Source organism: Patescibacteria group bacterium (assembly GCA_004297735.1).
Classification (GTDB): Bacteria; Patescibacteriota; Saccharimonadia; order UBA4664; family SCTI01; genus SCTI01.
In genome coordinates, this window is the sequence record SCTI01000001.1 from 26074 (window position 1) to 47334 (window position 21261).

General features: G+C 51.2%; 25 protein-coding genes and 1 pseudogene. 19 read left to right on the forward strand and 7 right to left on the reverse strand.

Features of this window, described 5'->3' with window-relative positions; all coding sequences use genetic code 11:
* Positions 1 to 122: 122 nt before the first annotated feature.
* Both EPO04_00175 and EPO04_00180 read left to right on the forward strand, forming a co-directional pair.
* Complete coding sequence (locus tag EPO04_00175) at positions 123 to 668, forward strand: hypothetical protein (protein TAK89521.1); 546 nt, start codon at positions 123 to 125, stop codon at positions 666 to 668.
* A gap of 13 nt (positions 669 to 681) precedes the next feature.
* Positions 682 to 918, forward strand: a complete 237-nt coding sequence (locus EPO04_00180) for a hypothetical protein (GenBank protein ID TAK89522.1) — start codon at positions 682 to 684, stop codon at positions 916 to 918.
* Between the two features lie 638 nt (positions 919 to 1556).
* Here the strand turns inward: EPO04_00180 and EPO04_00185 are convergent.
* Positions 1557 to 2561, reverse strand: a complete 1005-nt coding sequence (locus tag EPO04_00185; GenBank protein ID TAK89523.1) for a GTP-binding protein — start codon at positions 2559 to 2561, stop codon at positions 1557 to 1559.
* A 30-nt stretch (positions 2562 to 2591) separates the two neighbouring features.
* Between EPO04_00185 and EPO04_00190 the strand changes: the two genes are divergently transcribed.
* Entirely contained in the window at positions 2592 to 3032 is a 441-nt protein-coding gene (locus EPO04_00190; GenBank protein ID TAK89524.1) for a response regulator, read from the forward strand.
* Here EPO04_00190 and EPO04_00195 read toward each other — a convergent pair.
* The 3 genes from EPO04_00195 to EPO04_00205 are packed head-to-tail and all read right to left on the reverse strand — an operon-like array spanning position 2976 to position 4403.
* A complete protein-coding gene (locus EPO04_00195) occupies positions 2976 to 3818 on the reverse strand; it encodes a prenyltransferase (GenBank protein ID TAK89525.1) in 843 nt (280 codons plus the stop codon). The two genes, EPO04_00190 and EPO04_00195, sit on opposite strands and share 57 nt — an antisense overlap.
* Positions 3811 to 4116 (reverse strand): lycopene cyclase domain-containing protein, encoded by a 306-nt coding sequence (locus EPO04_00200; protein TAK89526.1) that lies wholly within the window; start codon positions 4114 to 4116, stop codon positions 3811 to 3813. Before EPO04_00200 ends, EPO04_00195 begins: the two co-directional genes overlap by 8 nt.
* Positions 4101 to 4403, reverse strand: coding sequence for a lycopene cyclase domain-containing protein (locus EPO04_00205; protein ID TAK89527.1), 303 nt, complete (start codon positions 4401 to 4403; stop codon positions 4101 to 4103). The genes EPO04_00200 and EPO04_00205 overlap by 16 nt, the downstream gene beginning before the upstream one ends.
* 34 nt (positions 4404 to 4437) lie before the next feature.
* On the opposite strand from EPO04_00205, the gene crtI reads away from it, so the two are divergent.
* The 15 genes and pseudogenes from crtI (at position 4438) to EPO04_00280 (ending at position 17884) form a co-directional block, all read left to right on the forward strand.
* On the forward strand, positions 4438 to 5937 hold the full coding sequence (gene crtI / locus EPO04_00210; GenBank protein ID TAK89528.1) for a phytoene desaturase: 1500 nt from the start codon (positions 4438 to 4440) through the stop codon (positions 5935 to 5937).
* 2 nt (positions 5938 to 5939) lie between these two features.
* Complete coding sequence (locus tag EPO04_00215) at positions 5940 to 7031, forward strand: polyprenyl synthetase family protein (GenBank protein ID TAK89529.1); 1092 nt, start codon at positions 5940 to 5942, stop codon at positions 7029 to 7031.
* A complete protein-coding gene (locus EPO04_00220; protein ID TAK89530.1) occupies positions 7028 to 7912 on the forward strand; it encodes a phytoene/squalene synthase family protein in 885 nt (294 codons plus the stop codon). The genes EPO04_00215 and EPO04_00220 overlap by 4 nt, the downstream gene beginning before the upstream one ends.
* Positions 7913 to 7931: 19 nt before the next feature.
* Positions 7932 to 9131, forward strand: a pseudogene (locus EPO04_00225) (FAD-binding protein).
* 51 nt (positions 9132 to 9182) lie between these two features.
* Positions 9183 to 9704 (forward strand): inorganic diphosphatase, encoded by a 522-nt coding sequence (locus EPO04_00230; protein TAK89531.1) that lies wholly within the window; start codon positions 9183 to 9185, stop codon positions 9702 to 9704.
* A gap of 74 nt (positions 9705 to 9778) precedes the next feature.
* On the forward strand, positions 9779 to 10789 hold the full coding sequence (gene gap, locus EPO04_00235) for a type I glyceraldehyde-3-phosphate dehydrogenase (GenBank protein TAK89532.1): 1011 nt from the start codon (positions 9779 to 9781) through the stop codon (positions 10787 to 10789).
* Positions 10786 to 11235 (forward strand): RpiB/LacA/LacB family sugar-phosphate isomerase, encoded by a 450-nt coding sequence (locus tag EPO04_00240; GenBank protein TAK89533.1) that lies wholly within the window; start codon positions 10786 to 10788, stop codon positions 11233 to 11235. Before gap ends, EPO04_00240 begins: the two co-directional genes overlap by 4 nt.
* Entirely contained in the window at positions 11156 to 11866 is a 711-nt protein-coding gene (locus EPO04_00245) for a hypothetical protein (GenBank protein TAK89534.1), read from the forward strand. The genes EPO04_00240 and EPO04_00245 overlap by 80 nt, the downstream gene beginning before the upstream one ends.
* Positions 11863 to 12747 carry a transketolase gene (locus EPO04_00250; protein TAK89535.1) on the forward strand — a complete coding sequence of 295 codons (885 nt, stop codon included), beginning with the start codon at positions 11863 to 11865 and terminating at the stop codon, positions 12745 to 12747. Before EPO04_00245 ends, EPO04_00250 begins: the two co-directional genes overlap by 4 nt.
* On the forward strand, positions 12740 to 13720 hold the full coding sequence (locus EPO04_00255) for a transketolase family protein (protein ID TAK89784.1): 981 nt from the start codon (positions 12740 to 12742) through the stop codon (positions 13718 to 13720). Before EPO04_00250 ends, EPO04_00255 begins: the two co-directional genes overlap by 8 nt.
* 36 nt (positions 13721 to 13756) lie before the next feature.
* Complete coding sequence (locus EPO04_00260; protein TAK89536.1) at positions 13757 to 14644, forward strand: fructose bisphosphate aldolase; 888 nt, start codon at positions 13757 to 13759, stop codon at positions 14642 to 14644.
* A gap of 93 nt (positions 14645 to 14737) precedes the next feature.
* On the forward strand, positions 14738 to 15028 hold the full coding sequence (locus EPO04_00265; protein TAK89537.1) for a hypothetical protein: 291 nt from the start codon (positions 14738 to 14740) through the stop codon (positions 15026 to 15028).
* Positions 15029 to 15101: 73 nt separating this feature from the next.
* On the forward strand, positions 15102 to 16079 hold the full coding sequence (locus tag EPO04_00270; GenBank protein TAK89538.1) for a carbohydrate kinase family protein: 978 nt from the start codon (positions 15102 to 15104) through the stop codon (positions 16077 to 16079).
* Complete coding sequence (locus tag EPO04_00275; protein ID TAK89539.1) at positions 16079 to 17314, forward strand: hypothetical protein; 1236 nt, start codon at positions 16079 to 16081, stop codon at positions 17312 to 17314. Before EPO04_00270 ends, EPO04_00275 begins: the two co-directional genes overlap by 1 nt.
* On the forward strand, positions 17315 to 17884 hold the full coding sequence (locus tag EPO04_00280) for a hypothetical protein (GenBank protein TAK89540.1): 570 nt from the start codon (positions 17315 to 17317) through the stop codon (positions 17882 to 17884).
* 39 nt (positions 17885 to 17923) lie between these two features.
* Here the strand turns inward: EPO04_00280 and EPO04_00285 are convergent, their stop codons facing one another.
* The 3 genes from EPO04_00285 to EPO04_00295 all read right to left on the reverse strand — a co-directional run bounded on the left by EPO04_00285 (position 17924) and on the right by EPO04_00295 (position 19142).
* Positions 17924 to 18292 carry a hypothetical protein gene (locus tag EPO04_00285; GenBank protein TAK89541.1) on the reverse strand — a complete coding sequence of 123 codons (369 nt, stop codon included), beginning with the start codon at positions 18290 to 18292 and terminating at the stop codon, positions 17924 to 17926.
* Entirely contained in the window at positions 18285 to 18713 is a 429-nt protein-coding gene (locus EPO04_00290) for a hypothetical protein (protein TAK89542.1), read from the reverse strand. Before EPO04_00290 ends, EPO04_00285 begins: the two co-directional genes overlap by 8 nt.
* A 183-nt stretch (positions 18714 to 18896) precedes the next feature.
* A complete protein-coding gene (locus tag EPO04_00295) occupies positions 18897 to 19142 on the reverse strand; it encodes a hypothetical protein (protein ID TAK89543.1) in 246 nt (81 codons plus the stop codon).
* Positions 19143 to 19286: 144 nt separating this feature from the next.
* Between EPO04_00295 and uvrB the strand changes: the two genes are divergently transcribed.
* Positions 19287 to 21254 carry an excinuclease ABC subunit UvrB gene (uvrB, locus tag EPO04_00300; GenBank protein TAK89544.1) on the forward strand — a complete coding sequence of 656 codons (1968 nt, stop codon included), beginning with the start codon at positions 19287 to 19289 and terminating at the stop codon, positions 21252 to 21254.
* Positions 21255 to 21261: the final 7 nt, after the last annotated feature.

Genomic DNA, 21261 nt, shown 5'->3' on the forward strand with positions numbered 1-21261 from the left:
TTTAGCATAAGCGTTTTTGGCTTGATAAAGCCAATAAAACATTGTACGATTGTAGATTACTAACTGAGGTCCGGATGGAGCGGTTTGCTTTTCATCACCCAAAACTATATAGACGCAGCCTAATGGCGATCCTGATCGTAATGATTGCGAGTGGTCTTGGCTCGGTGTTTGCCGGCGGTTCTAGCCGTGCCGACAGCCAGCCGGGCTTGCAGGTTAGCCCTAAGATGCAGCCGCCGGTCCAAAAGGCGGCTGCTAATACCAGAAAATCGGTTCGTCCAAGCGGTTGGTCTGGTGTGACCAAGCTGCCTGGTAGCGACGGTAGCGGGTCGGTGGCCTCGGCGCAGTCCACGCCAAAAGCGGCGGCGACAACGGCTATCCCATTGGGATCGGGCAGCTCAATGGCCTTGGGCCGTTCGCTTAACGCGGTGCAGTTTGGCGATGAGCATTGGCCGGCGCTTCAAGCGCTGTGGACGCGCGAGTCAAACTGGAACCCGGCGGCCCGTAATCGCTCAAGCGGAGCTTGTGGTATTCCACAGGCGCTACCGTGTTCAAAAATTAAGGACATGAGCCCGCAGGGTCAGATTGAATGGGGGCTTAACTATATTCAGCAGCGTTATGGCACGCCGACTAAGGCATGGCAGTTCTGGCTGGCCCACCACTGGTATTAGGCTAGTCTAGCGGTTGATAAAAGAGGCGGCTAAGTCTCGTCGACTGCGACGGTATCGCCAGCCGGTGTATCCCATGATGCCGGTGCCAAAAGCGGCGGCTAAACCACCGGTGTCACCGGTTTTAGGTAGCGCAGCTGGTGCCGGTTGTGGTGCTGGAGCCGGAGCGGGCGCAGGAGCAGGGGCGGTTTGCTGCTGTTGCTGCTGCTGGACCACAATCACTTGGGGAGCTGGTGCGGGCTGCTTGGCTTGAACCTTTTTGGCAGGTGCGGAGGTTACCGCTTTGGCTTGGACTAAGTTGCCGCAGGCCTTAATAACCGCAAACTGAAACACTCCGTCCTTCATGTAGACAAAGGCTGCTAGCGAGCTACTCTGGAACGAAACTTCAGTAGAACGAACGTACAGATTGCCATCTTTTTTAGAGCCGGCAATGTTTTGCCGACCATAGCTGCGAGCGCCGGTTGCCACGGTTTTGTCACCCACGATCACCCGACCACTTTTGGTTACGGTGCCGTTAACCATGTTGTCGGATTTAAGCTCGGCCATGCTGACGCCGCGGCTGGTAAACTCATGTCGAATCGACTGGCCGCTATGCTGACCATCACCGTTTTGAAGCTTGTTAATCAATTCTTGAGTCGAGTAGGCGCCATTATAAATCATGGCGTTAGCATCGGCGTCACGCGGGCCGCTGCTCGCAGCCAAGGTTACGCCAGGTGCTAGTACCAAAATAAAACTAAATACAATAGCGACAAATCGCTGCAACTTATAAGACATCGTTCTTCCCCACTTAAACTACATCTACCCTACATTAGACCAAGATCTTATGCAAAACTCTTAATATATTTCCATACAGAACGCTCACTGTCTATGGCAAAATGCACAATTAAATCACTAGGAACGGCGCGGCACAATTAATGGCTGCCGGATAGCCGTGGATGGGCTGGGGTCAATGCAGTCCTGCAAAAGAGCTTCTATCTGGGCTTTGCTTAGATCTCGTCCAATAAAGACCAGCCGAGTTTTGGGGGTTGATGCTCCCCATTCGTCCCAGCTTAACTCGGCCCGACGGCCAACCTGGTGGAATAGATATTTACGCCCCTCACCCTTGGTTCCAAAATCTACAAAGCCTTTGGCACGATAAAGGTTGGTCGGGATCTGTTGATTAACAAACCTTTGAAACCGTGCTGGATCCAGCGGCTGGTTAGGCTCAAAGCTAAAGGTAGAGTAGTGGTCGTGGACGTGCTGATGGGAGTGATGGCCATCATCGCTCTGATGACTAATGTTCTTATCGTGATCATGCATCTCTTGGTCGAGTAGCAGGCGTACATCAACCCTGGCCTGCTCGGTGACAATAGACCGAGTTCGTGAATTAATGCCATTAACAAAGTCTTGAGCCTGTCGTAAACGTTTTTGGTCTACCAGGTCGGCTTTGTTTATAATCACAAAGTCACCGTGCTCAACCTGCTCTTTAGCTAGCTTAATTGAGTCGGGATTACTGTCGTAGTTGGCGGCGTCAAGCACTGCCACCACGGCATCTAGTCGGGCATGATCGCCACAGGCACGCCTTAAAACCGCGGTTAAATCAGCTGGCTCGGCTAGTCCACTGGCCTCGATTACAATATAGTCGACCGGGCTGCTAGGGTGAGTGAACTGTTCAATAGCCTCATCAAGGTCAAGCGAGTCAAGCGTGCAGCACATGCAGCCATTGGTAAGTTCAAGGAGATCATCGCTTTGCTCCTTAACCAGTTCGGCATCAATATTAATGTCGCCATAATCGTTAACCACCACCCCGATCTTGTAGCCGTGCGGGTTGTTTAAGATCTGCCCCAGCAAGGTGGTTTTTCCGGATCCTAAAAAGCCGGTTAGAGCGGTAATTGGCACTACGGTTGGCTGCTTCATGCCAATAAGTATAGCGGCTGTGGATTTTTTATGCTTATAATTGATTCCAAGGAGCAACGCATGTCAAAAGTACTGATTCTAGAAGACGATAGTCAAATTCGCACCGCCTACACCTACGCCCTGGTTAAAGCCGGACACACCGTGTATGAGGCACCGGATGCCGGTGTAGCGGCAGCCCTGATTAAGCAAAATCATCCCGAGGTGATTATTTTGGATATGCTGCTGCCGGGCACCTCCGGTCTGGAGATGTTGCGCAACGAGCAGATTGCTCAGCAGTACCCTCAGACCAAGATCATCGGTTTTAGCAACATCGATAACCCTAATATCATTAAAGAAGCACAGAGCCTTGGGGTTACTCAATACCTCCAAAAGGTTGATGTTACTCCAGCTAAGCTGGTTGAGATTATTGAACAGCTACCAGCCGTACCAGCGCCACAAGACAATTTGAGTAAAGACAAAACCGCACAGTAAATTAAGCCACATCCAGCGTCGCCAGCCTTGATTAAAGTTTTTGGTTCGCCAGGACCACCACACATTCAAGGGGTACAGCGAAAGCGCTGCAAGCAAAATGTAGCTAACCGCCCCGTAGGTCGAGGTTATTATTGCTGCCAAGACAAACAAGGCAATACATAACCAGCTAGTGGCTGTTTGTCCAAGAGCGGTAGCGATTGAGCCGATTCCAGCCTGCTTATCTGGTTCAATATCCTGAATCGCACCAAAGGCATGGCTAGCCAACCCCCACACGAATAAAGCTAGAATAGCCGGTACCAATTGCTGGTTGAAGCCAGCAGCCATTAGACCAAACAGCGCCGGTCCGGCAAAGTGAAAGCTTGAGCTGACCGAGTCGATAAAAGGTCTTTCTTTAAGGCGAAGCGGCGGCGCGCTATACGCGACGGCATCGATTAAGAGTAGGGCTAAAATTAAAGCAGCAATTAAATTGGCGGTGATTAAATATAATGCAAACGGTAAGCAAATCACTGTTGAAGCGCCTAAAACAAAGCGATGGTAAGGCTTGGGTATCTTAGCGCCTTCAATACCTCCTTTGCGCGGGTTAAGAATATCGCTTTCGTAGTCGTAAACATCGTTGACGCCGTACATCAGTAGATTAAACGGGAATAAAAAGAACAGACAGCCTACAGTAAAAAACGGCCCAGGCTGACCTCCTGCCAGCAAATAGGCTGCCGCAAACGGAAAGGCGGTATTAACCCAAGAGAAAGGACGGGATGCTAGCAGTAAAATTTTAATTCGTTTAATCACGGCCGAGCAGTATCCACAGGGAAGGTACGAGTAGAACGACGGCAATGGTGTAGGATAAATCCTCAATCGGCGCCGAACCAATACGAATACCAGATATGAGGCTGGAGTCGTAATTTACAATTGGCAGGCCGGTCAGCAGGTTGTCAAAGATAACGGTGAGTAAAATCAGCGGTATTACCACCCAGACGAGCTGGCGAAAAAACTGCGGCTGTTGTCTAGCGGCCATCAAGGCTACGGCTGTGCTAATAATTAAAAATGGAACGCATACTAAAAAATAAACCATCATTGGGTGCGCCATCTCCAAATCAAAAGCGTAAGGTAGCTAAGCAGGGTTAAGAACAGCAGTTCTTCAAGCGGGAGATTGGGATGAGCGAGACTAACACCACTAACATAACGTTGGTTTGTGCTAAAAATTCCTACTAAAATCCCAACTACATCCCAGACTAAAAAGAATAGAACACTGATCGCAACGACGCGGGTGGTTAGTTGCGGCTGGGTAAAAAAAGCCAGTCGATATCGGTAATCGAGGTAGAACAGGCCGCCCAGAGAGACGACAAGAGTAATAAGGTAGATAAAGTTAGCCATTAATAAATTTATGGTAGCATAGGGCAAGATTTATATGGCAAAAGGCAGATCTAAAAAAGTTGTTATTATTGGTGCCGGTCTCGGCGGGTTAAGTGCGGCAATTAGGTTGTTAGCTGCTGGCTACCAAGTTGAGCTGTACGAAAAAGAGTCTTTAGCTGGTGGGCGGGCGCAGCTAATTGAGCAGGACGGCTACCGTTTTGATATCGGCCCAACGCTTTTAATGATGACCGATGTGCTTGAGCAGACCTTTGCAGTCGCCGGCAAAAACATGGGTGATTATCTTGAGCTCCAGCAGCTTGATCCCAATTATCGGATTGCTTTTGCCGATGGTAGCGGTATGGTGCTTACCAGTAATCTAGCCGAGCTAACCAAGGAGTTGGCGGCAATCGATCCGGCCGCACCGCAACAGTTCCATCGCTTTTTTGCCAAGCTGGCGATGATGTACCGACTGGGCCGAGATCGCTACATCGATAAGAATTTTGACTCGCTATTTGACTTTATCGATCCAGTAAGCGGTTTAAACCTGTTGCGACATGGCGGTCTGCGGAGTCTATACGGCTTGGTTGGTAGCTACTTTACCGACCCACGCTTGCGCCAGGCGTTTAGTTTTCAGTCAATGTATCTGGGTGTCTCACCCTACGACGCCCCAGCAATTTATGCAATTATTGCGTACATGGAGACGGCTGGTGGGATTTGGTACGCCAAGGGTGGAATGCATCAGGTACCTCGAGCGCTGGCTAAGCTGGTAGGTGAGATGGGCGGGGTGATCAAGCTTAACGCTCCGGTTAAGCGAATTGTGGTTGAATCTGGCCGGGCTACCGGGATCGAACTAGAGTCGGGCAAAAGAGTGAAGGCAGATATTGTGATTTCAAATGCCGATCTGAGCTACACCTATAATCAACTTTTGACTCCACTTGAGCGGCCTAAAATGAGCGACCGGAGACTATCTAAGCTTAAACAGTCTTATTCGGCAATGCTGTTTTATTGGGGAGTTAACGCAGACGTATCAAACTTAGAGCACCATAATGTGGTATTCAGCCAAGACTATAAGGCCAATTTTGATCAAGTTTTCAACCAAAACGTACTACCAGAAAACCCAGCCTTTTATACCCACGTACCTACTAAAACCGACCCGACGGTGGCCCCGGAGGGTAGGCATGTTGTTTACACCTTGGTGCCGGTGCCAAACTTGACCGGCAAGGTTGATTGGGCGCAGGCCGAAAAACGCTTAAGACAGCACGTATTAACAACTCTAAAGCAAAGATTTGGGGTTGACTTAAGCCGGTCAATTGAAACTGAGGTGGTGTTTGGTCCTCACGACTTTAAAACCAAATACAACCTGCCGGATGGTGCCGCCTTTGGGCTAACTCATACCTTGGGGCAGTCTGGGTATTTCCGCCCGCATAACTATGTTAAGGGGGTTAGTGGGCTGTATCTTACTGGTGCGAGCACCTACCCTGGATCGGGTGTGCCAATGGTATTATTGAGTGGTAAATTGGTGGCAGAACGCATAATGCGTGATATAAAGAAATAATCATGAATAAAACACTTCAAGACAGCCAGATACTAACCAAATCGGAGTTCCGAGTTTTAGTGGATGAGCGTTTAGCTAAACTTTATGCCGCTAAGGCTCGTCAGGCTGCCAAAATCGATGCTAGCTATGCCCAGCTGATCGAGGAGATGGCAGCTTTTGTGAATCGAGGGGGCAAACGAATTCGCCCCTATTTGATGTACTTAATTTATGCGGGGTACGGGGGCGACCGCCTTGGCGCGGCACTAGATATGGCAGCTAGCCAGGAGCTGTATCACAACTTTCTATTGATACACGACGATATTATTGATCGAGACACCACTCGTTATGGTGGTCCTAATATTGCCGGTCGTTACTGCGAACTACTTGGCCGCAATCTGTCGCCGCAAGAGGCTCGCCATTTTGCCGACGGCATCGCTCTGATGGCGGGCGACACCAATGCCGGACTGGCCTTTGAGCTGATACTAAAATCAGACTTTGATGATTCAACCAAGGTGCGAGCGGCCGAGCGTATGACCCAAATGATCTTCGAGGTTAGCGGCGGCGAGGTGCTCGACGTGCTGCTGCCATTAGGTGATGCTAGCGAGGTAACCGAACACCGTCTGCACCAGGTGCTGCATTACAAAACGGCAACCTACAGTTTTGACGCGCCAATGCAATTGGGTGCGATTTTGGCGGGCGCCAACCAAGAGCAGTTAAATGCAATTCACGATTTGGCCATTCCGGTAGGGTGTGCTTTCCAGTTAACCGATGATCTTTTAGGGATGTTTGGGGATGAGAAAAAGGTTGGTAAACCGGTTACCAGTGACCTGGCCGAGGGCAAACGGACCATTTTAATGCAGTATGGTTTTGAGTTGGCTGATGCCGACCAGCGGGCAGTACTTGAGCAACACTTTGGCGACCCAAAGGTTAGCGTAGAAGGCCATGCGGAGGTGAAGCGGATTTTGGAGGTGACAGGGGCGCATGCCAAAACCCAGGCTTTAGCGGCCAGCTATGCCACCAAGGCCGGGCAGGCTCTTGATCGTCTGGCGCTGGCGGCTCCGGCCAAAGAGGCGCTGGCCGAAATCATGGCCTTTACGGTGAGCCGGCAAAAGTGAAGCTAGCCGACCAGGCTATATATGATAAGGCCTCGACGGCCGCTAGCGCTGCAATTACACACACCTACACCACCTCTTTTGGGTGGGCGCTGAAGCTGCTACCACGGCGACAGCGACAGGCTATCTATGGGATTTACGGCTTTGTGCGCCTAGCCGATGAGCTGGTGGATAGTTTTCCGCCGGCTACTGCTACCGAGCTGCTGCGGCGGTTGCGTCATGAGCTCAAAGCCGCCAACCTGCTGGGCACGTCAATCAATCCGGTGGTTCAAGCATATATTAAGGTGATGCGTAGTTATCAAATTGGCGCAACATTAACCGAAGCTTTTTTGGAGAGCATGGAGATGGATATTGCCAAGCGTTCCTACAGTCAAAAGGAGTATGAGCGCTATATCTATGGCTCGGCCGAGGTGGTTGGATTGATGTGCTTACGGGTATTTGTTGAGCATAAGGCTTACCTTAAGCTAATGCCGGCGGCACAAAGCTTGGGATCGGCTTTTCAAAAGGTTAATTTTTTACGCGATTTCGCTAGCGACTACAACGACCGTCAAAGAATTTATTTCCCAGCGGTTGAGTTTGATACTTTTGACGATTTAGCTAAAGTAAAGGCTGAACAAGACATAATTGGTGATTTTAAGGAGGCTTTAGACGGTTTGAATAAGCTGCCTTGGGCCAGCAGGGTGGCGGTAGCGGTGGCCACCCGTTACTACTGGGAGTTACTTCATCGCTTGCAGCGTTACCCGGCTATACGATTGCGCCAAAAGCGGATTAGAGTACCTAACGGTTATAAGCTTATATTGGCGCTTCAAACCTTGTTGCTACAGGGGTTACTACGGCGCCCGCTTCGCCTTAAGCCGTCACGCCGCTTGCGCGCTTCGGTATAATAGAGGTAAGGAGAACCATATGCCAAACATCAAAGATATTAAGATTTATACCACCTCAACCTGTGTTTACTGTAAGGCCGAAAAAGAGTACTTAACTCAGCACAAAATTCCGTTTACCGAGGTTCGAGTTGATACCGACGAGCAGGCGGCCCAAGAAATGATTCAAATCAGCGGGCAAATGGGGGTGCCGTTTACGGTCATCACTAAAAGCGACGACAGCCAAGAGGGAATCCTTGGCTTTGATCAGCCACGCTTGCAGGCAGTGCTGGGGCTATAGATGGCCGAAACACTTTATGATGTGGCGGTGGTTGGCGCCGGCCCAACTGGTTTGGCTGCCGCAGTCTATACCACGCGAGAGGATCTTAAGACGATCGTTGTAGACAAGGGGGTTGTCGGTGGTTTAATCGCAACCACTGAAACGGTGGATAACTATCCGGGTTTTCCAGATGGTGTTGGTGGTATTGAGCTGGCTGAGCGGATGCAAAAGCAAGCTGAGCGCTTTGGCGCCGAGATAAAGCTTAATACCGAGGTTGTTGGTTTGAGCCCTGCAGATGATCATGTTGAGCTAAAGCTGGTCGACGGGGTAATTAAGGCACGCAGCGTGTTGATCGCCACCGGTTCGGCCTATCGCAAACTCCAGATACCAGGAGAAAAGGAGCTGGAGGGCCGCGGGGTTCATTACTGTGCTACCTGTGATGGCCCGCTTTACCGCAATAAAGATTTGGTGGTGGTTGGCGGTGGCAACACCGCGCTGCAAGAGAGCCTGTTTTTAGCTAAGTTTGCCCGCAAGATTACTATGCTGGTTCGCAAGAGCGAGTTTCGCGGTTCGGAGATTTTGGTTGAGGCGATTCAGCAAAAAGACAACATTGAGGTTAAATTTGAAGCTGAGGCCACCGAAGTGGTGGCAAGCCAAGGCCGCTTTGATCATGTGGCGGTAGCCACCAAAGGTCAGACCGAGTCGCTTAAGGCGGATGGACTGTTTGTCTTTATCGGGTTATTGCCAAATACCGACTGGCTACACAAGGCGGTTAGCTTGGATGAGCGTAATTTGGTAGAGGTGGACAAACAGATGCGTACCAATATTGCCGCGGTTTTTGCGGCCGGCGATGTAACCGAGGGTTCGATTGGCCAGGTTGCCAGTGCGGTGGGCGAAGGGGTGTCGGCGGCGCTCGCAATCCGTGCTTATCTCGACCCGCACCACGGTACAACCGGTTACTGATTTGGTATACTAAGCAGCAATACGACTAAAACTTAAAAAGGAAACTCGTTGATGTCTAAACTTGATGCCGGCTCAAAGGCTCCCGACGTAGTTAATGTGGTAATAGAAATTCGCCAGGGCGAACGTAATAAGTACGAGATGGATAAGGATACCGGTTACATTACTCTAGACCGAGTAACTCCGGTGGCGATGGGCTACCCAACCGACTACGGTTATGTTCCGGAAACTCTGTGCGAAGATGGCGATCCGCTTGATGCCTTGCTGGTAATTGATGAGTCGGTGCCACATGGCGTGGTGGTTCCGTCGCGGCCGATAGGCGTGCTGAGAATGGTTGATGGTGGCGAGGGCGACGAGAAGTTAATTTGTGTGCCAAAGGATGATATTACCAAGGATCACATTACCGAGGTCGACCAGCTGGGTGACAACTTTAAAAAGATGGTTGAGCACTACTACACTCATTACAAGGACTGGAAGAAGGATTGGCAGGGCGCCGAAGTTAGCTTTAATGGCTGGGGTAACGCCGCTGAGGCTAAAAAGGTCGTTACCGAGTCGATTGAGCGGGTGAGCCAGTAAGGCACGCTCGCAGAAACTTGCACCAAGACGCCTATGCTTATATGATGTAGGCAAGTAAGGGTAAAAACAAAAACATGGCATATAAGCTCGCAATCAATGGATTTGGCCGAATTGGCCGAAATGCCTTTAAGATCGCCTGGGGTAACCCTGATCTTGAGGTAGTAGCAATTAATGACCTGGGTGATACCAAGACCTTGGCTCATCTGCTAAAGCATGACTCAAACTACGGCCTGTACCATCACCAGGTTGGTTTTGATGACAAGCACCTTATTGTTGAGGGTCACAAAATACCGGTTACGGCCGAAACCGAACCGGCAAAGCTGCCTTGGAAGAAGCTCAAAGTCGACGTGGTGATTGAAAGCACTGGGCGCTTTACCAAGCGCGTGGATGCCGAAAAACATCTTAAAGCCGGCGCCAAGCGGGTGGTGATTTCGGCTCCAGCCAAGGACGAGGATGTCCCAACCATTGTGATCGGCGCTAACGAAGATGAGCTGACCGCTAAAGACACCATCATCTCGAACGCCTCATGTACCACCAACTGTATTGCCCCGGTTATGGCGGTGCTGGACGATGTGTTCGGCGTCGAAAAGGCGCTGATGACCACCACTCACTCCTATACGGCAACTCAGAGGCTGCAGGATGCTCCAGCTAAGGATATGCGCGAGGCACGTAACGCCGCCGAAAACATTATTCCGACCACCACCGGTGCATCAAAGGCCGCTGCCAGAGCTTTACCGCAGTTAAAGGGTAAGTTTGATGGCATGAGCGTGCGCGTACCCACCCCGGTAGTGAGCCTCAGCGACATCACCTTTGTCAGTAAAAAGAACACCAGCATCGAAGAGGTTAATCAGGCGTTAATGGATGCTGCTAGTAGCGAGCGCTTCGCCGGCATTTTAACCGCTACTGATCTTGAGCTAGTGTCGCGTGACTATTTGGGTAACAGTTACTCGGCCATAGTCGACCTGCCACTCACCAACGTGGTTGGCGGCAACTTGGTTAAGGTGGTGGCTTGGTACGACAACGAGTGGGGATACTCCAATCGGCTGGTCGAACAGGTTGTTAATGTTGGGAAGACCATCAAATGAAAGTCTTCATCGGATCGGACCATCGAGGCTATGAGCTAAAAAATCAAATTCGTGAACACTTGGTACACAAAGGTTATGACGTGTCGGTGGTAGGTGGCGAGGTCAAAGATGACAATGATGATTATCCGCCCATCTCCTACGAAGTAACTAGCAAGCTGTTGGGCGAGGATGATGGTACGGCGCGCGGTGTTTTGGTGTGTGGTAGCGGCCAGGGCATGGCAATCGCCGCCAACCGGGTACGTGGCATTCGCGCCGCGCTGGCTTGGAGTCCGGCCGAGGTTAGAGCCGCTCGGAATGATGACGACGCCAATGTTTTAGTGTTACCGGCCGATATGCTGGACGTTGATACTGCCCTGGCGGTGGTGGATGTATTCTTTGAGCAAAAGTTTAGCGGCGAGGAGCGCCATCAGCGTCGAATCGACCAAATCGAGGAGCTGTATGGCTAGTGTGGTGCCAACCATTCTGGCTACCAGCCCAGAAGAGTACCAACAGATGTACGATGTAGCCCGTAGCTTAAGCGTACGAGTCCATGTTGATGTTAGCGACGGTAAGTTTACCGATAACGCTACGCTAGGTATAGCCCAGGTACATCGGGATGATGAGGCTGAACTTGACCTGCACCTGATGGTTGAGGACCCTACTAGCATCCTGGAAAGCGCGCTTAGCCTTAAGCCGCAGTTAATTATTTTTCATGCCGAATCGCAGGGTGATGTCGGTGCCTGTATTGAGCACTGTCGCGAATTGGGTGTTAAGGCCGGGGTGGCCATTCTACCCCAAACCTCGGTTGAATCGGCTCGTGAGCTGATAGTTAAGGCCGATCACGTGCTAATATTTACCGGCTCACTTGGCCATAACGGTGGTGAGTTTGACTTAACTCAGCTTGGGCGGGTCGGTGATGTAAGAAACCTTAAGCCGAGCATCGAAATTAGTGTTGATGGCGGCGTAAATGACAAAGTGGCCTCGCTAATTGCGGTTGAAGGAGTTGACGTGTTGTATTCCGGTGGATTTTTACAGCAAGCCGAGGAGCCCAAGGCGGCTTTTGAGTCAATCAACGGTCAGATAGGGGCGACGGTATGAAATCACTAACGGTACCGCAACTCGAAAAGCAGGCCAATCAGATTCGCCAAGACATTATTGAGATGTTGGTCGAAGCTGGTAGCGGGCATTCGGCCGGTTCACTTGGGATGGCCGACATTTTTACGGCCCTATACTTTCGCATTATGAATCATGATCCAAAAAAACCAGACTGGTCGGAGCGCGATCGCTTAATTCTATCTAATGGCCACATTGTACCGGTACGCTACGCAACTATGGCTCGAGCCGGTTACTTTCCGGTTAAGGAGCTTAAGACTTTGCGCAAGTTTGGGTCGCGCCTGCAAGGTCACCCGGAGCGCGTCCGCCTGCCTGGCCTGGAGACTACAAGTGGTCCGCTTGGCTCAGGTCTGAGTGCCGCTTGTGGCATGGCGCTAGCTCTTAAAATGGATGGGGCTAAGCAACAGAGAGTGTACTGCTTAACCGGTGACGGCGAGCTGGATGAGGGCAATATCTGGGAGGCAATTATGTTTGGTGCCAAGTACAAGCTCAGTAATCTGACGGTGATTGTTGACCGTAACAACATCCAAATTGATGGCCCAACCGAAAAGGTGATGCCATTAGAGGATCTCGCCGCCAAGTGGGAGAGCTTTGGTTGGCATGTAATTGAGATTGATGGTCACAGCATGCAGGGAATTATAGATGCCTGCAACATGGCTAAGGCGATTGAAAATCGCCCGGTGGTAATTATTGCTCACACCATTCCTGGCAAGGACGTGGATTACATGGAAAATGATTACCATTGGCATGGTAACCCGCCCGGACTAGCCGATATGGCCGGAGCGCCCCCTAAGGCTCAGCAGGCCAAGGTGGCACTGCATGAGCTACGGACGCTTGGCGGCCGGATTCGAGGCGAGCATGAGTAAAGAAATGCATTTAGACGACAAGGCGCTTACCAAGGACGCTACGCGAGAGCCAATCCGCGCTGGTTTTGGGCGCGGCCTGGTTAAGGCCGGGCAGCTGAATAGCCAGGTTGTAGCCCTGTGCGCCGACCTCACCGATTCGGTGAAGATGGGGGCTTTTGCTAAGGAGTTTCCGGATCGCTTTGTTGAGGTTGGCATCGCCGAGCAAAACCTAGTTACGGTTGGTTCGGGCATGTCGTTGATGGGTAAGGTTCCATTTGTTTCTAGTTACGCCGCGTTTTCGCCCGGTCGCAACTGGGAGCAAATTCGTACAACCGTTTGCCTAAATGAAGCTAATGTTAAAATTGTTGGCTCGCATGCCGGTTTAATGACCGGTCCAGACGGCGCCACCCATCAAATGCTCGAAGACATCGCCTTAATGCGAGTATTGCCAAACATGACGGTGGTGGTGCCCTGCGACAGTATTGAGGCCGAGAAGGCTACCCTGGCAATTGCTGGCCATAAGGGTGGCGCTTACCTGCGTTTGGCTCGTGAAAAAACTCCGGTTTTGACTACGGCTGATACGCCGTTTGCCCTAAACAAGGCCCAAGTGTTCCGACCGGGTAAGGACGTTACAATTGTTGCTTGCGGCGTTATGGTTCATCAGGCGTTGGCGGCGGCTGAGGCGTTGGCCAAAAAGGGCATTGAGGCCGAGGTGATTAACTGCCCGGTAATTAAGCCCCTTGATACCATTACCCTGCTGGCCTCAATCCGCAAAACCGGTAAAGTTGTCACTTGCGAAGAGGGCCAGATCAACGGTGGCCTAGGCGGGGCCGTGGCCGAGATGCTGGGCGAACACCATCCAGTGGCGATGCGGCGGGTTGGTATGCGCGATCGTTTTGGTGAGTCTGGCACCCCAGATGAGCTGCTGGAGCACTTTGAGCTGACCGCGCCACATGTCGCGAAAACTACAAACGAACTCATCAAAAACACTTAGCAGATGCTAAACTTAAAGAAATAAAGGAAAACCCATATGCAACATGAACAGCTAGAGCGAATTCAACATGGTAAGGGTTTTATTGCGGCGCTCGATCAGAGCGGCGGTAGCACCCCTAAAGCCTTAGAGAACTATGGCATTACAGAAGATGCCTATTCGAATGAAGATGAGATGTTTGATCTGGTTCACCAGATGCGTAGCCGGATTATTCAGAGTCCGGCCTTTACCGGGGAGCATATTTTGGGAGCCATTTTATTTAAAGCGACGATGGAGCGGCAAATAGATGGTCTCGATACAGCCGACTTTCTGTGGCAGAGTAAGCAGATCGTACCGTTCTTAAAGATTGATAACGGCTTGGCGGAAGAGGTAGACGGGGTTCAGCTTATGAAGCCAATGCCGGAGCTGGCACAGCTGCTTGATCGGGCTAAACAAAAGCACATCTTTGGCACAAAGATGCGATCGGTCATCAAAGAAAACAACGCTGACGGTATTGCTCGGGTGGTTGATCAACAGTTTGAGCTGGCCAGGCAGATAATTGCAGCCGGCTTAGTGCCGATTATTGAGCCAGAGGTCGATATTCATGCCGCCGACAAGGATGTGATCGAAGCGGTCCTCAAATCGGAGCTTAAAGAGGGCCTCGATGGCCTACGTGATGATGAGTTGGTTATGTTTAAGCTAACATTACCAGAGGAGGATGATCTCTACCATGAATTTACCGCTCATCCAAAGGTGATCCGGGTGGTGGCCTTGTCGGGTGGCTACGCCGCTAAGGAGGCAAATGAACGTCTTTCTCGCAACCACGATGTAATTGCCAGCTTCAGCCGCGTGCTCGCCGAAGGCTTATCGGTGGATCAGACAGATGAAGAGTTTGATGCCACGTTGCAAGCTACGGTTGATAGCGTTTACGAAGCTTCTTTGACTTAGCAGAGCTAAAAACATTCTTCGCGAGTAGGTGTTAAGAATTATTTAATAATTTATTGATACAGTGGGCTTAACACAAACTAAGCCGGAGGACTTATGGCTCTAACAACCGAAGACAAAACTTATATTGACGCAAGCGTAAAGAAAATTATCGACCATGCGCTTGAAGAGTTTGCCATATCGATCAATAACAGTTTTCAGGCAATGCACCAAAGATTTGATCTTTTAGAGATTCGGGTTGGGAATTTAGAGACGCGGATGTCTAAAACTGAGGCTAGATTGGAGGAGATGGATCGTCGCTTGGGTCACAAGGTGGATTTGCTGTTTGATGCTATCTCATATCGGTCCGAGGAGGCGGCTGTTGAGTCGCAGGCGCAAACAGCCTAATTTTAATTTAAGATTAAGATAAGCCGCGACTAAAAAACCTGTAATTTTTAAGCATAGACAGTATAATAATGTCATGAGCACTCACAATCATATCCGCATAGTTTCGGTCGGGGCGGCCTCTCAGGATGTGTTTATTATGGGTAAGGCGCTTCATGGTAAGCGCGACGTACGATCTCATGCGCTGGTTGAACAGTTTCCGCTGGGTGCCAAGCTGGAGCTTGATAGGGTGGTTTTTGATACCGGGGGCGGGGCTACGAACGCGGCCGTAACCTTTGCCCGCCAGGGTTTTAGTAGTAGCTACGCCGGCAAGATTGGCAAGGACCCAGCCGGGGCAGAGGTATTGCGCGTACTTAAGCGCGAAGGTGTCGATACCTCTCATTTGCGGGTTGACGAGCGACTGGGCACGGCTTATTCGACCATTATGCTATCCGATACCGGTGAGCGAACCATATTAGCCTACCGCGGCGCTTCGGCTCGCTTAAAGGCCGATGATTTTTACGGCAGTCATATTATGGAGGGCGACTGGATGTATATCTCGTCGCTGGCGGGCAACATGGATCTGCTTAAAAAGCTGCTGCAGCACGCCCATAAGCAGAGGATGAAGGTAGCTTTTAATCCAGGTAAGGGAGAGCTAGCCAATCCCAAAAAGCTGCGAAGTTATTTGCAGGGTGTCGAAATTTTAATGGCCAATAAAGAAGAGATGCAGTTGGTGTTTGGGGGTGAGCGGCCGGTTGATACGGTTCTAAATGCCATGCCGTACTGCCCCTACATTGTGCTAACCGATGGCCCGGCGGGCAGTTATGTGTCTGACGGTCAAAGCATCTACTTTGCTGGTCAGTATAAGCGAGTTAAGGTGGTTGATCGCACCGGTGCCGGTGACGCTTTTTGTGCTGGCTTTGTTGCCGCAATTGCCCGGGGCGATTCGGTTGAGGATGCGCTAACGTTGGGTAGTGCAAACTCTACCGGGGTGGTACAGCAAATTGGCGCCAAGACCGGTATTCTGCGTACCAACCGGCTCAAGACGATGAAGGTTAAACGAGTCTCAATTTAATGACCAGGTTAGCGGAGTTTTTACAGGCCAAAGAGCCATTGTTTGACCACGCACTTAAGCAGCTGGAGCAGCGGACCGGCCAAAAGGGCGCTGACGCCAAGTTGAGCGCCGAGCTGGCGGAAAAGTCGGCCAACTTTACCAAGCTGCTCGGACTCAACTCGGACTGCAGCGGCGAAGATCTTTACTCGGCCTTAACCGTTAAAATTAAGGATCAAGACAAACACTTAGCCGAAGCAATTGGCGGTACGCACCACGAAAATGTGGCCGAGATGGTTCCGCTGGCAATTCGCCGGTTGGAGCAGATTAATATGCCACGGAGCTGCTTTGCAATGAAGTATAAGGTGGCCGCCAAGATGTTGGCTAAGCAGCCACCGCAAGAACTGATGAAGCGACTGGGCTACTCCGACATTGAAGCAATGATTGAAAAAGAGGATTTAGCCGAGCTGTTTATCGCCATTCGCTTTACCGAGGGGCCGGATTGGCTGAACCGGTTTAATGAGGTCTATCAAGACCTAAAGCCAAGTGATTTTGAGGAACGCCCAATTAAGTTGGTGCGTTTTGATGGCGATAAATGGGGTAATGTAGCGGAGCACTTCATCGTTAAAAAGAAGCATATCAACACGCACTCCAAGGAGCTTGGCGTGGTGGCAATCCTGCATCCGCCGCACTCGGAGATGAAGGCGATTACGCTCAAGGTCATCACCTTAACCCTGCACTATTACAACGAGGTACGTTTATATAGCGCCTATTTTAAGTACCTCGCCAAAAATGAAAAAAACTTTGGTAAAACCATCGTCGAAACCTTAATTGCTGATACGCCATCGGTTAAGATGATTGATCATGGTGACATTCATTGGCGAGTAATTCAGCGCTACTACGGTAAAATTGGCGAAAGCGCTCAGCACCCTGAAGTTTTTCAGCCACATTTGCAGCCAGAGGATCTACATTGGCGTAGTGCTGAAAAAATTCTGTACCAAATCGACCCAGAAATGGGTATCTGGCAGGATATGGATTATGTGGCGGTTAAAAAACCGGACGGCGTAGTCACCTTTAATTTAATGGATGTAGCGTTAAGCTATGCTAACGAAGTGCCATATGTCGATCGCTATCTGTATCACTTCCAGGAGTCGCTGTGGAATGAGATCTTTGCGCGGTATATGGGCGATGACGTGCTGCGCGAACAGCTGCTAGTCAAGCTCGATAACGCTATCGTTGAACCGGAGGACCTAACTTAAATGGCTAAACTGCCCCCGCACGCTCAGTATCCCTACCAGATCTGCGTATCTGGTGCCGCCAAGGGCACCACGGTTAAGTACGCTCATAATCTTGCCGAGCAGGCCGGTAAGCGAATTGCCGAACGTGGCCACATTACACTAACCGGCTCAACCACCGGGCTGCCAGACTATGCGGCGGGAGGCGCTAAGCAGGTGGGCGGAGTTTCAATTGGCTTTTCACCGGCCTCTAGTCGTCGCGATCACGTTAAGTCCTACCAGCTGCCAACTAAAAACTACGACAGCATTTTGTGTACCGGTTTTGACTACACCGGGCGCGACCTGCTTTTAATCCGCTCGGCCGATGCGGTCGTTATGATTGGTGGGCGGATTGGCACACTGCAAGAGTTTGCGGTGGCTTTTGAGGAAAAGACTCCGATTGGCATTGTTGCTGGCTCGGGTGGGGTGAGTGATTCGATTAAAGAAGTGTTAAAGGCCGCCAAACGTAATCGGCATACCGTGCTGTTTAACGATGACCCGGCTAAGCTGGTCGACGACCTAATTAAAATCTTAGATAAAAAATATAAGGAATAAGAAAGCACTACGCCCCGCGAAACTTCCGCAGGGCGCTTTTTATGAACTCAGCTTGATCTCGGCGCTAGCTAGCTCTTTTCGCAACTGCCTCCGCTTCCGTAGAAAAAAGTAGAAAGCAATCGAACCGGCCGTCGCCATTACCACTGCAAAAAACGGTGGTTGATCCATCTCGTCCCACCCTAGGGAGTCCCGGTAAGACAGACAAACATACCAGGCCATACCCATTAGCCAGACGATATTTCGGCCCAAAATCAGACGCAGATCACTTGATCGGTACCGCTTTTCGCGCCGATTTTGAGTGATCGTATAGCCCGCAAAGTGGGAGTAAAGCGCCACAAATGCAGCGGCGCTGACGGTGATCGTTGAAGCTATGAAGTGAACTGCAAACTCCAGGGTCAGGTTACCCACGATGCCTCTTTCTGCCGTAGCTAGAGGGGATCCACCCTTGCACGATGAAAAACCACTGCGTCATTGCGGCAAAAGCCACAAGCAGGAAGCCAGTCGCTACCGGGCTTGAATCGCTAGTAAGCGTCAGGCTGGTTATCGCTGTAGTGGCCAGCCATAGGTAAATCCAGCGCCAGTTCTCCTTCTGCGCCCCCATGCCTTCGGCAATGGCATGCAGAATGATGAAAATGGCTACAGACAAGATCATGTCCATCACAAAAATGAACATGCTGGATGTGCTTGGCGGGTAGGCCGCTAGCGCATGAAGACCGCAGATTAACCCGATGGCGCTACCGATGACCTGAATTGCTGCCAGCGGGTAGTTATCCCGGGTTCGCAAACCAATGGCAACCAGGGTATCCCAGATAGGGCGTCGATTATACATGAGAGGTGCTCTCTTTCGAGTACGAGTAGACGAAAAACGCTAACGCAGTTATACGTAAAAATTAAACAAACGTCAATAAATGCCAAAGAGAAAGCGCTCAGGTTGAATGTCGTTGGTACGACGCCTGAGCGCGTGATTCCGTTCTTCTCTTTACTGCTTGTTCGGCCCCCGAGAGGGGGTCGGCTACCAGAATTTGACGGCCTTGTAGCCCGCGCCACAGGCTGCCACGAAGAGGGCAGCAGCTACGAGTGGCAAGGACAGGTTGGCGATCACGCTGACCACCATGTGGCTCAGCATGTCGCCGAGCCACACCATGATGGCGTAGAAGATCCCGGTGAGGTAAAGCACCACGATGATGGTGCTGCTCACTGCAATCCGGCGCCAGGTGCCGAACATGAAGGTCCCGAGCTGCCTCAGGAGCAGGGGCATGGCTTGCCTTTCGGTTGAGGGGTAGCTATGTAAAGTCTTGTGAAACGGAACTGCGTCTGGTCTGAGATCTCTCCCAAATCAGATAATTACTACTATACCAAAATACTTACGTTTTGTCAATAGATGTGGTACAATAGCCAGGATATGGCAAAGTTTGAACTCTCCTCCAAGTACAAGCCAACCGGTGACCAGCCTCAGGCGATTGAGGCTCTGGTTAAGGGTCTGGATCGTGGCGACAAAGAGCAGACTTTGCTGGGTGTAACCGGCTCCGGTAAAACCTTTACGATGGCTAATGTGGTGCAAAAGGTGCAAAAGCCGACCCTGGTGCTGTGCCACAACAAGACGCTGGCGGCGCAGCTGTACGGTGAGTTCCGTCAGTTCTTCCCCAATAACGCGGTGCAGTACTTTGTGAGCTACTACGACTACTATCAGCCGGAGGCCTACATTCCGCGGAGCGATACATATATCGAAAAAGACAGCTCAATCAACGAGGAGATCGACCGCTTGCGTCACGCCGCCACCATGAGCTTGCTGACGCGCGAGGATGTGCTGATCGTGGCTTCGGTGAGCTGTATTTATGGCCTTGGCAACGTTGAGGATTACACCGCCATGACGGTCGACGTTAAGGTGGGCGAGGTGCGCAAGCGTGATAAGCTCCTACGGCTGCTAACCGATATTCAGTACACTCGCAACGACACCGCCTTTACTCGCGGCACCTTTAGGGTGCGTGGCGACACGGTCGAGGTCTTCCCGGTGAGTGATGAGACGGCTTACCGGATTGAGTTTTTTGGCGACGAGGTGGAGCGGATCCGCCGGGTTGATCCGTTGACCGGTGAGGTGCTGACCGAGCCCAAGCAAATCAAGATCTTCCCGGGCAAGCACTTTGTAACCCCGCAGCAAAAGCTGCAGCACGCGATTGCGCGTATTAATGAGGAGCTGGCCGGTCGGGTGGCTGAACTAAAGGCTAACGGTCAGTTGCTAGAGGCCCAGCGCTTGGAGCAGCGGACACGTTACGACATGGAGATGCTGGAGCAGACCGGGTATGTTGCAGGTGTCGAAAACTACTCGCGCTACCTAACCAACCGTGAGCCTGGCGAGCAGCCGGCCACCCTGCTTGATTACTTCCCGGATGACTTTTTACTGTTTGTGGATGAAAGCCATATGACCATTCCACAGGTTCGCGGCATGTTTAACGGCGATCGCGCCCGTAAGCAAACCTTGGTTGAGTACGGCTTTCGTTTGCCGAGCGCGCTCGATAACCGCCCGCTCAAGTTTGACGAGTTTGAGCGCCACGTAAACCAGGCGGTGTACGTCTCAGCTACTCCAGCCGACTGGGAGGTTGAGCGGTCCAGCCAAGTGGCCCGACAGGTGATTCGACCGACCGGCTTGCTGGACCCAGAGATTGAGGTGCGCCCGGTTGAACACCAGGTTGATGACCTAATTGCCGAAATTCGAGCGACCATTACCAAGGGCCAGCGGGTGTTGGTGACCACCCTAACCAAACGAATGGCCGAGGATCTGACCGAGTACCTGCAGGAGCTCAACATTAAGGTGACATACTTGCATTCAGAGGTGCACACGCTTGATCGGGTCGATATTCTGCACGACCTACGTAAAGGTGTGTATGACGTCGTGGTCGGTATTAACCTGCTGCGTGAGGGTCTTGACCTGCCGGAAGTAAGTTTAGTAGCCATTCTCGATGCCGACAAAGAGGGCTTTTTGCGTAGCCAGTCGGCGTTGATTCAGACCATTGGTCGGGCCGCCCGTCACGTTGAAGGTCGAGTTATTATGTATGCTGACAATATTACTAGGTCGATGAAGGTAGCAATTGATACTACCCAGGAGCGCCGCAAGATCCAAACCGCCTATAACGACAAACACGGTATCACCCCAGCCGGTATTCAAAAGGCACTGTCGGAGCGGATGCAGGCCGAGGAGGCGGCGGAAACCGACGACATTAAGAAGTTCAACATTGATGATATACCCAAGGATGAGCGCAAGCATTTACTAAGTGAGCTTGAGAATCAGATGAAGCTGGCGGCCGAGAATCTGCAGTTTGAGAAGGCCGCTGCCTTGCGCGATCAGATTGATGAGATCAAGGGCGCCGAGTGAGGCAGTG

What these genes read in the sequence shown, in the direction of transcription:
- EPO04_00290 (TAK89542.1), bottom strand. Translation starts at nt 18,713, where the DNA reads ATGTATAATCGACGCCCTATCTGGGATACCCTGGTTGCCATTGGTTTG.
- EPO04_00265 (TAK89537.1), top strand. Translation starts at nt 14,738, where the DNA reads ATGGCTCTAACAACCGAAGACAAAACTTATATTGACGCAAGCGTAAAG.
- EPO04_00250 (TAK89535.1), top strand. Translation starts at nt 11,863, where the DNA reads ATGAAATCACTAACGGTACCGCAACTCGAAAAGCAGGCCAATCAGATT.
- EPO04_00175 (TAK89521.1), top strand. Translation starts at nt 123, where the DNA reads ATGGCGATCCTGATCGTAATGATTGCGAGTGGTCTTGGCTCGGTGTTT.
- gap (TAK89532.1), top strand. Translation starts at nt 9,779, where the DNA reads ATGGCATATAAGCTCGCAATCAATGGATTTGGCCGAATTGGCCGAAAT.
- EPO04_00230 (TAK89531.1), top strand. Translation starts at nt 9,183, where the DNA reads ATGTCTAAACTTGATGCCGGCTCAAAGGCTCCCGACGTAGTTAATGTG.
- EPO04_00270 (TAK89538.1), top strand. Translation starts at nt 15,102, where the DNA reads ATGAGCACTCACAATCATATCCGCATAGTTTCGGTCGGGGCGGCCTCT.
- uvrB (TAK89544.1), top strand. Translation starts at nt 19,287, where the DNA reads ATGGCAAAGTTTGAACTCTCCTCCAAGTACAAGCCAACCGGTGACCAG.
- EPO04_00280 (TAK89540.1), top strand. Translation starts at nt 17,315, where the DNA reads ATGGCTAAACTGCCCCCGCACGCTCAGTATCCCTACCAGATCTGCGTA.
- EPO04_00185 (TAK89523.1), bottom strand. Translation starts at nt 2,561, where the DNA reads ATGAAGCAGCCAACCGTAGTGCCAATTACCGCTCTAACCGGCTTTTTA.
- EPO04_00255 (TAK89784.1), top strand. Translation starts at nt 12,740, where the DNA reads ATGAGTAAAGAAATGCATTTAGACGACAAGGCGCTTACCAAGGACGCT.
- EPO04_00200 (TAK89526.1), bottom strand. Translation starts at nt 4,116, where the DNA reads ATGGCGCACCCAATGATGGTTTATTTTTTAGTATGCGTTCCATTTTTA.
- EPO04_00215 (TAK89529.1), top strand. Translation starts at nt 5,940, where the DNA reads ATGAATAAAACACTTCAAGACAGCCAGATACTAACCAAATCGGAGTTC.
- EPO04_00275 (TAK89539.1), top strand. Translation starts at nt 16,079, where the DNA reads ATGACCAGGTTAGCGGAGTTTTTACAGGCCAAAGAGCCATTGTTTGAC.
- EPO04_00205 (TAK89527.1), bottom strand. Translation starts at nt 4,403, where the DNA reads ATGGCTAACTTTATCTACCTTATTACTCTTGTCGTCTCTCTGGGCGGC.
- EPO04_00260 (TAK89536.1), top strand. Translation starts at nt 13,757, where the DNA reads ATGCAACATGAACAGCTAGAGCGAATTCAACATGGTAAGGGTTTTATT.
- EPO04_00240 (TAK89533.1), top strand. Translation starts at nt 10,786, where the DNA reads ATGAAAGTCTTCATCGGATCGGACCATCGAGGCTATGAGCTAAAAAAT.
- EPO04_00190 (TAK89524.1), top strand. Translation starts at nt 2,592, where the DNA reads ATGCTTATAATTGATTCCAAGGAGCAACGCATGTCAAAAGTACTGATT.
- EPO04_00295 (TAK89543.1), bottom strand. Translation starts at nt 19,142, where the DNA reads ATGCCCCTGCTCCTGAGGCAGCTCGGGACCTTCATGTTCGGCACCTGG.
- crtI (TAK89528.1), top strand. Translation starts at nt 4,438, where the DNA reads ATGGCAAAAGGCAGATCTAAAAAAGTTGTTATTATTGGTGCCGGTCTC.
- EPO04_00245 (TAK89534.1), top strand. Translation starts at nt 11,156, where the DNA reads ATGTATTCTTTGAGCAAAAGTTTAGCGGCGAGGAGCGCCATCAGCGTC.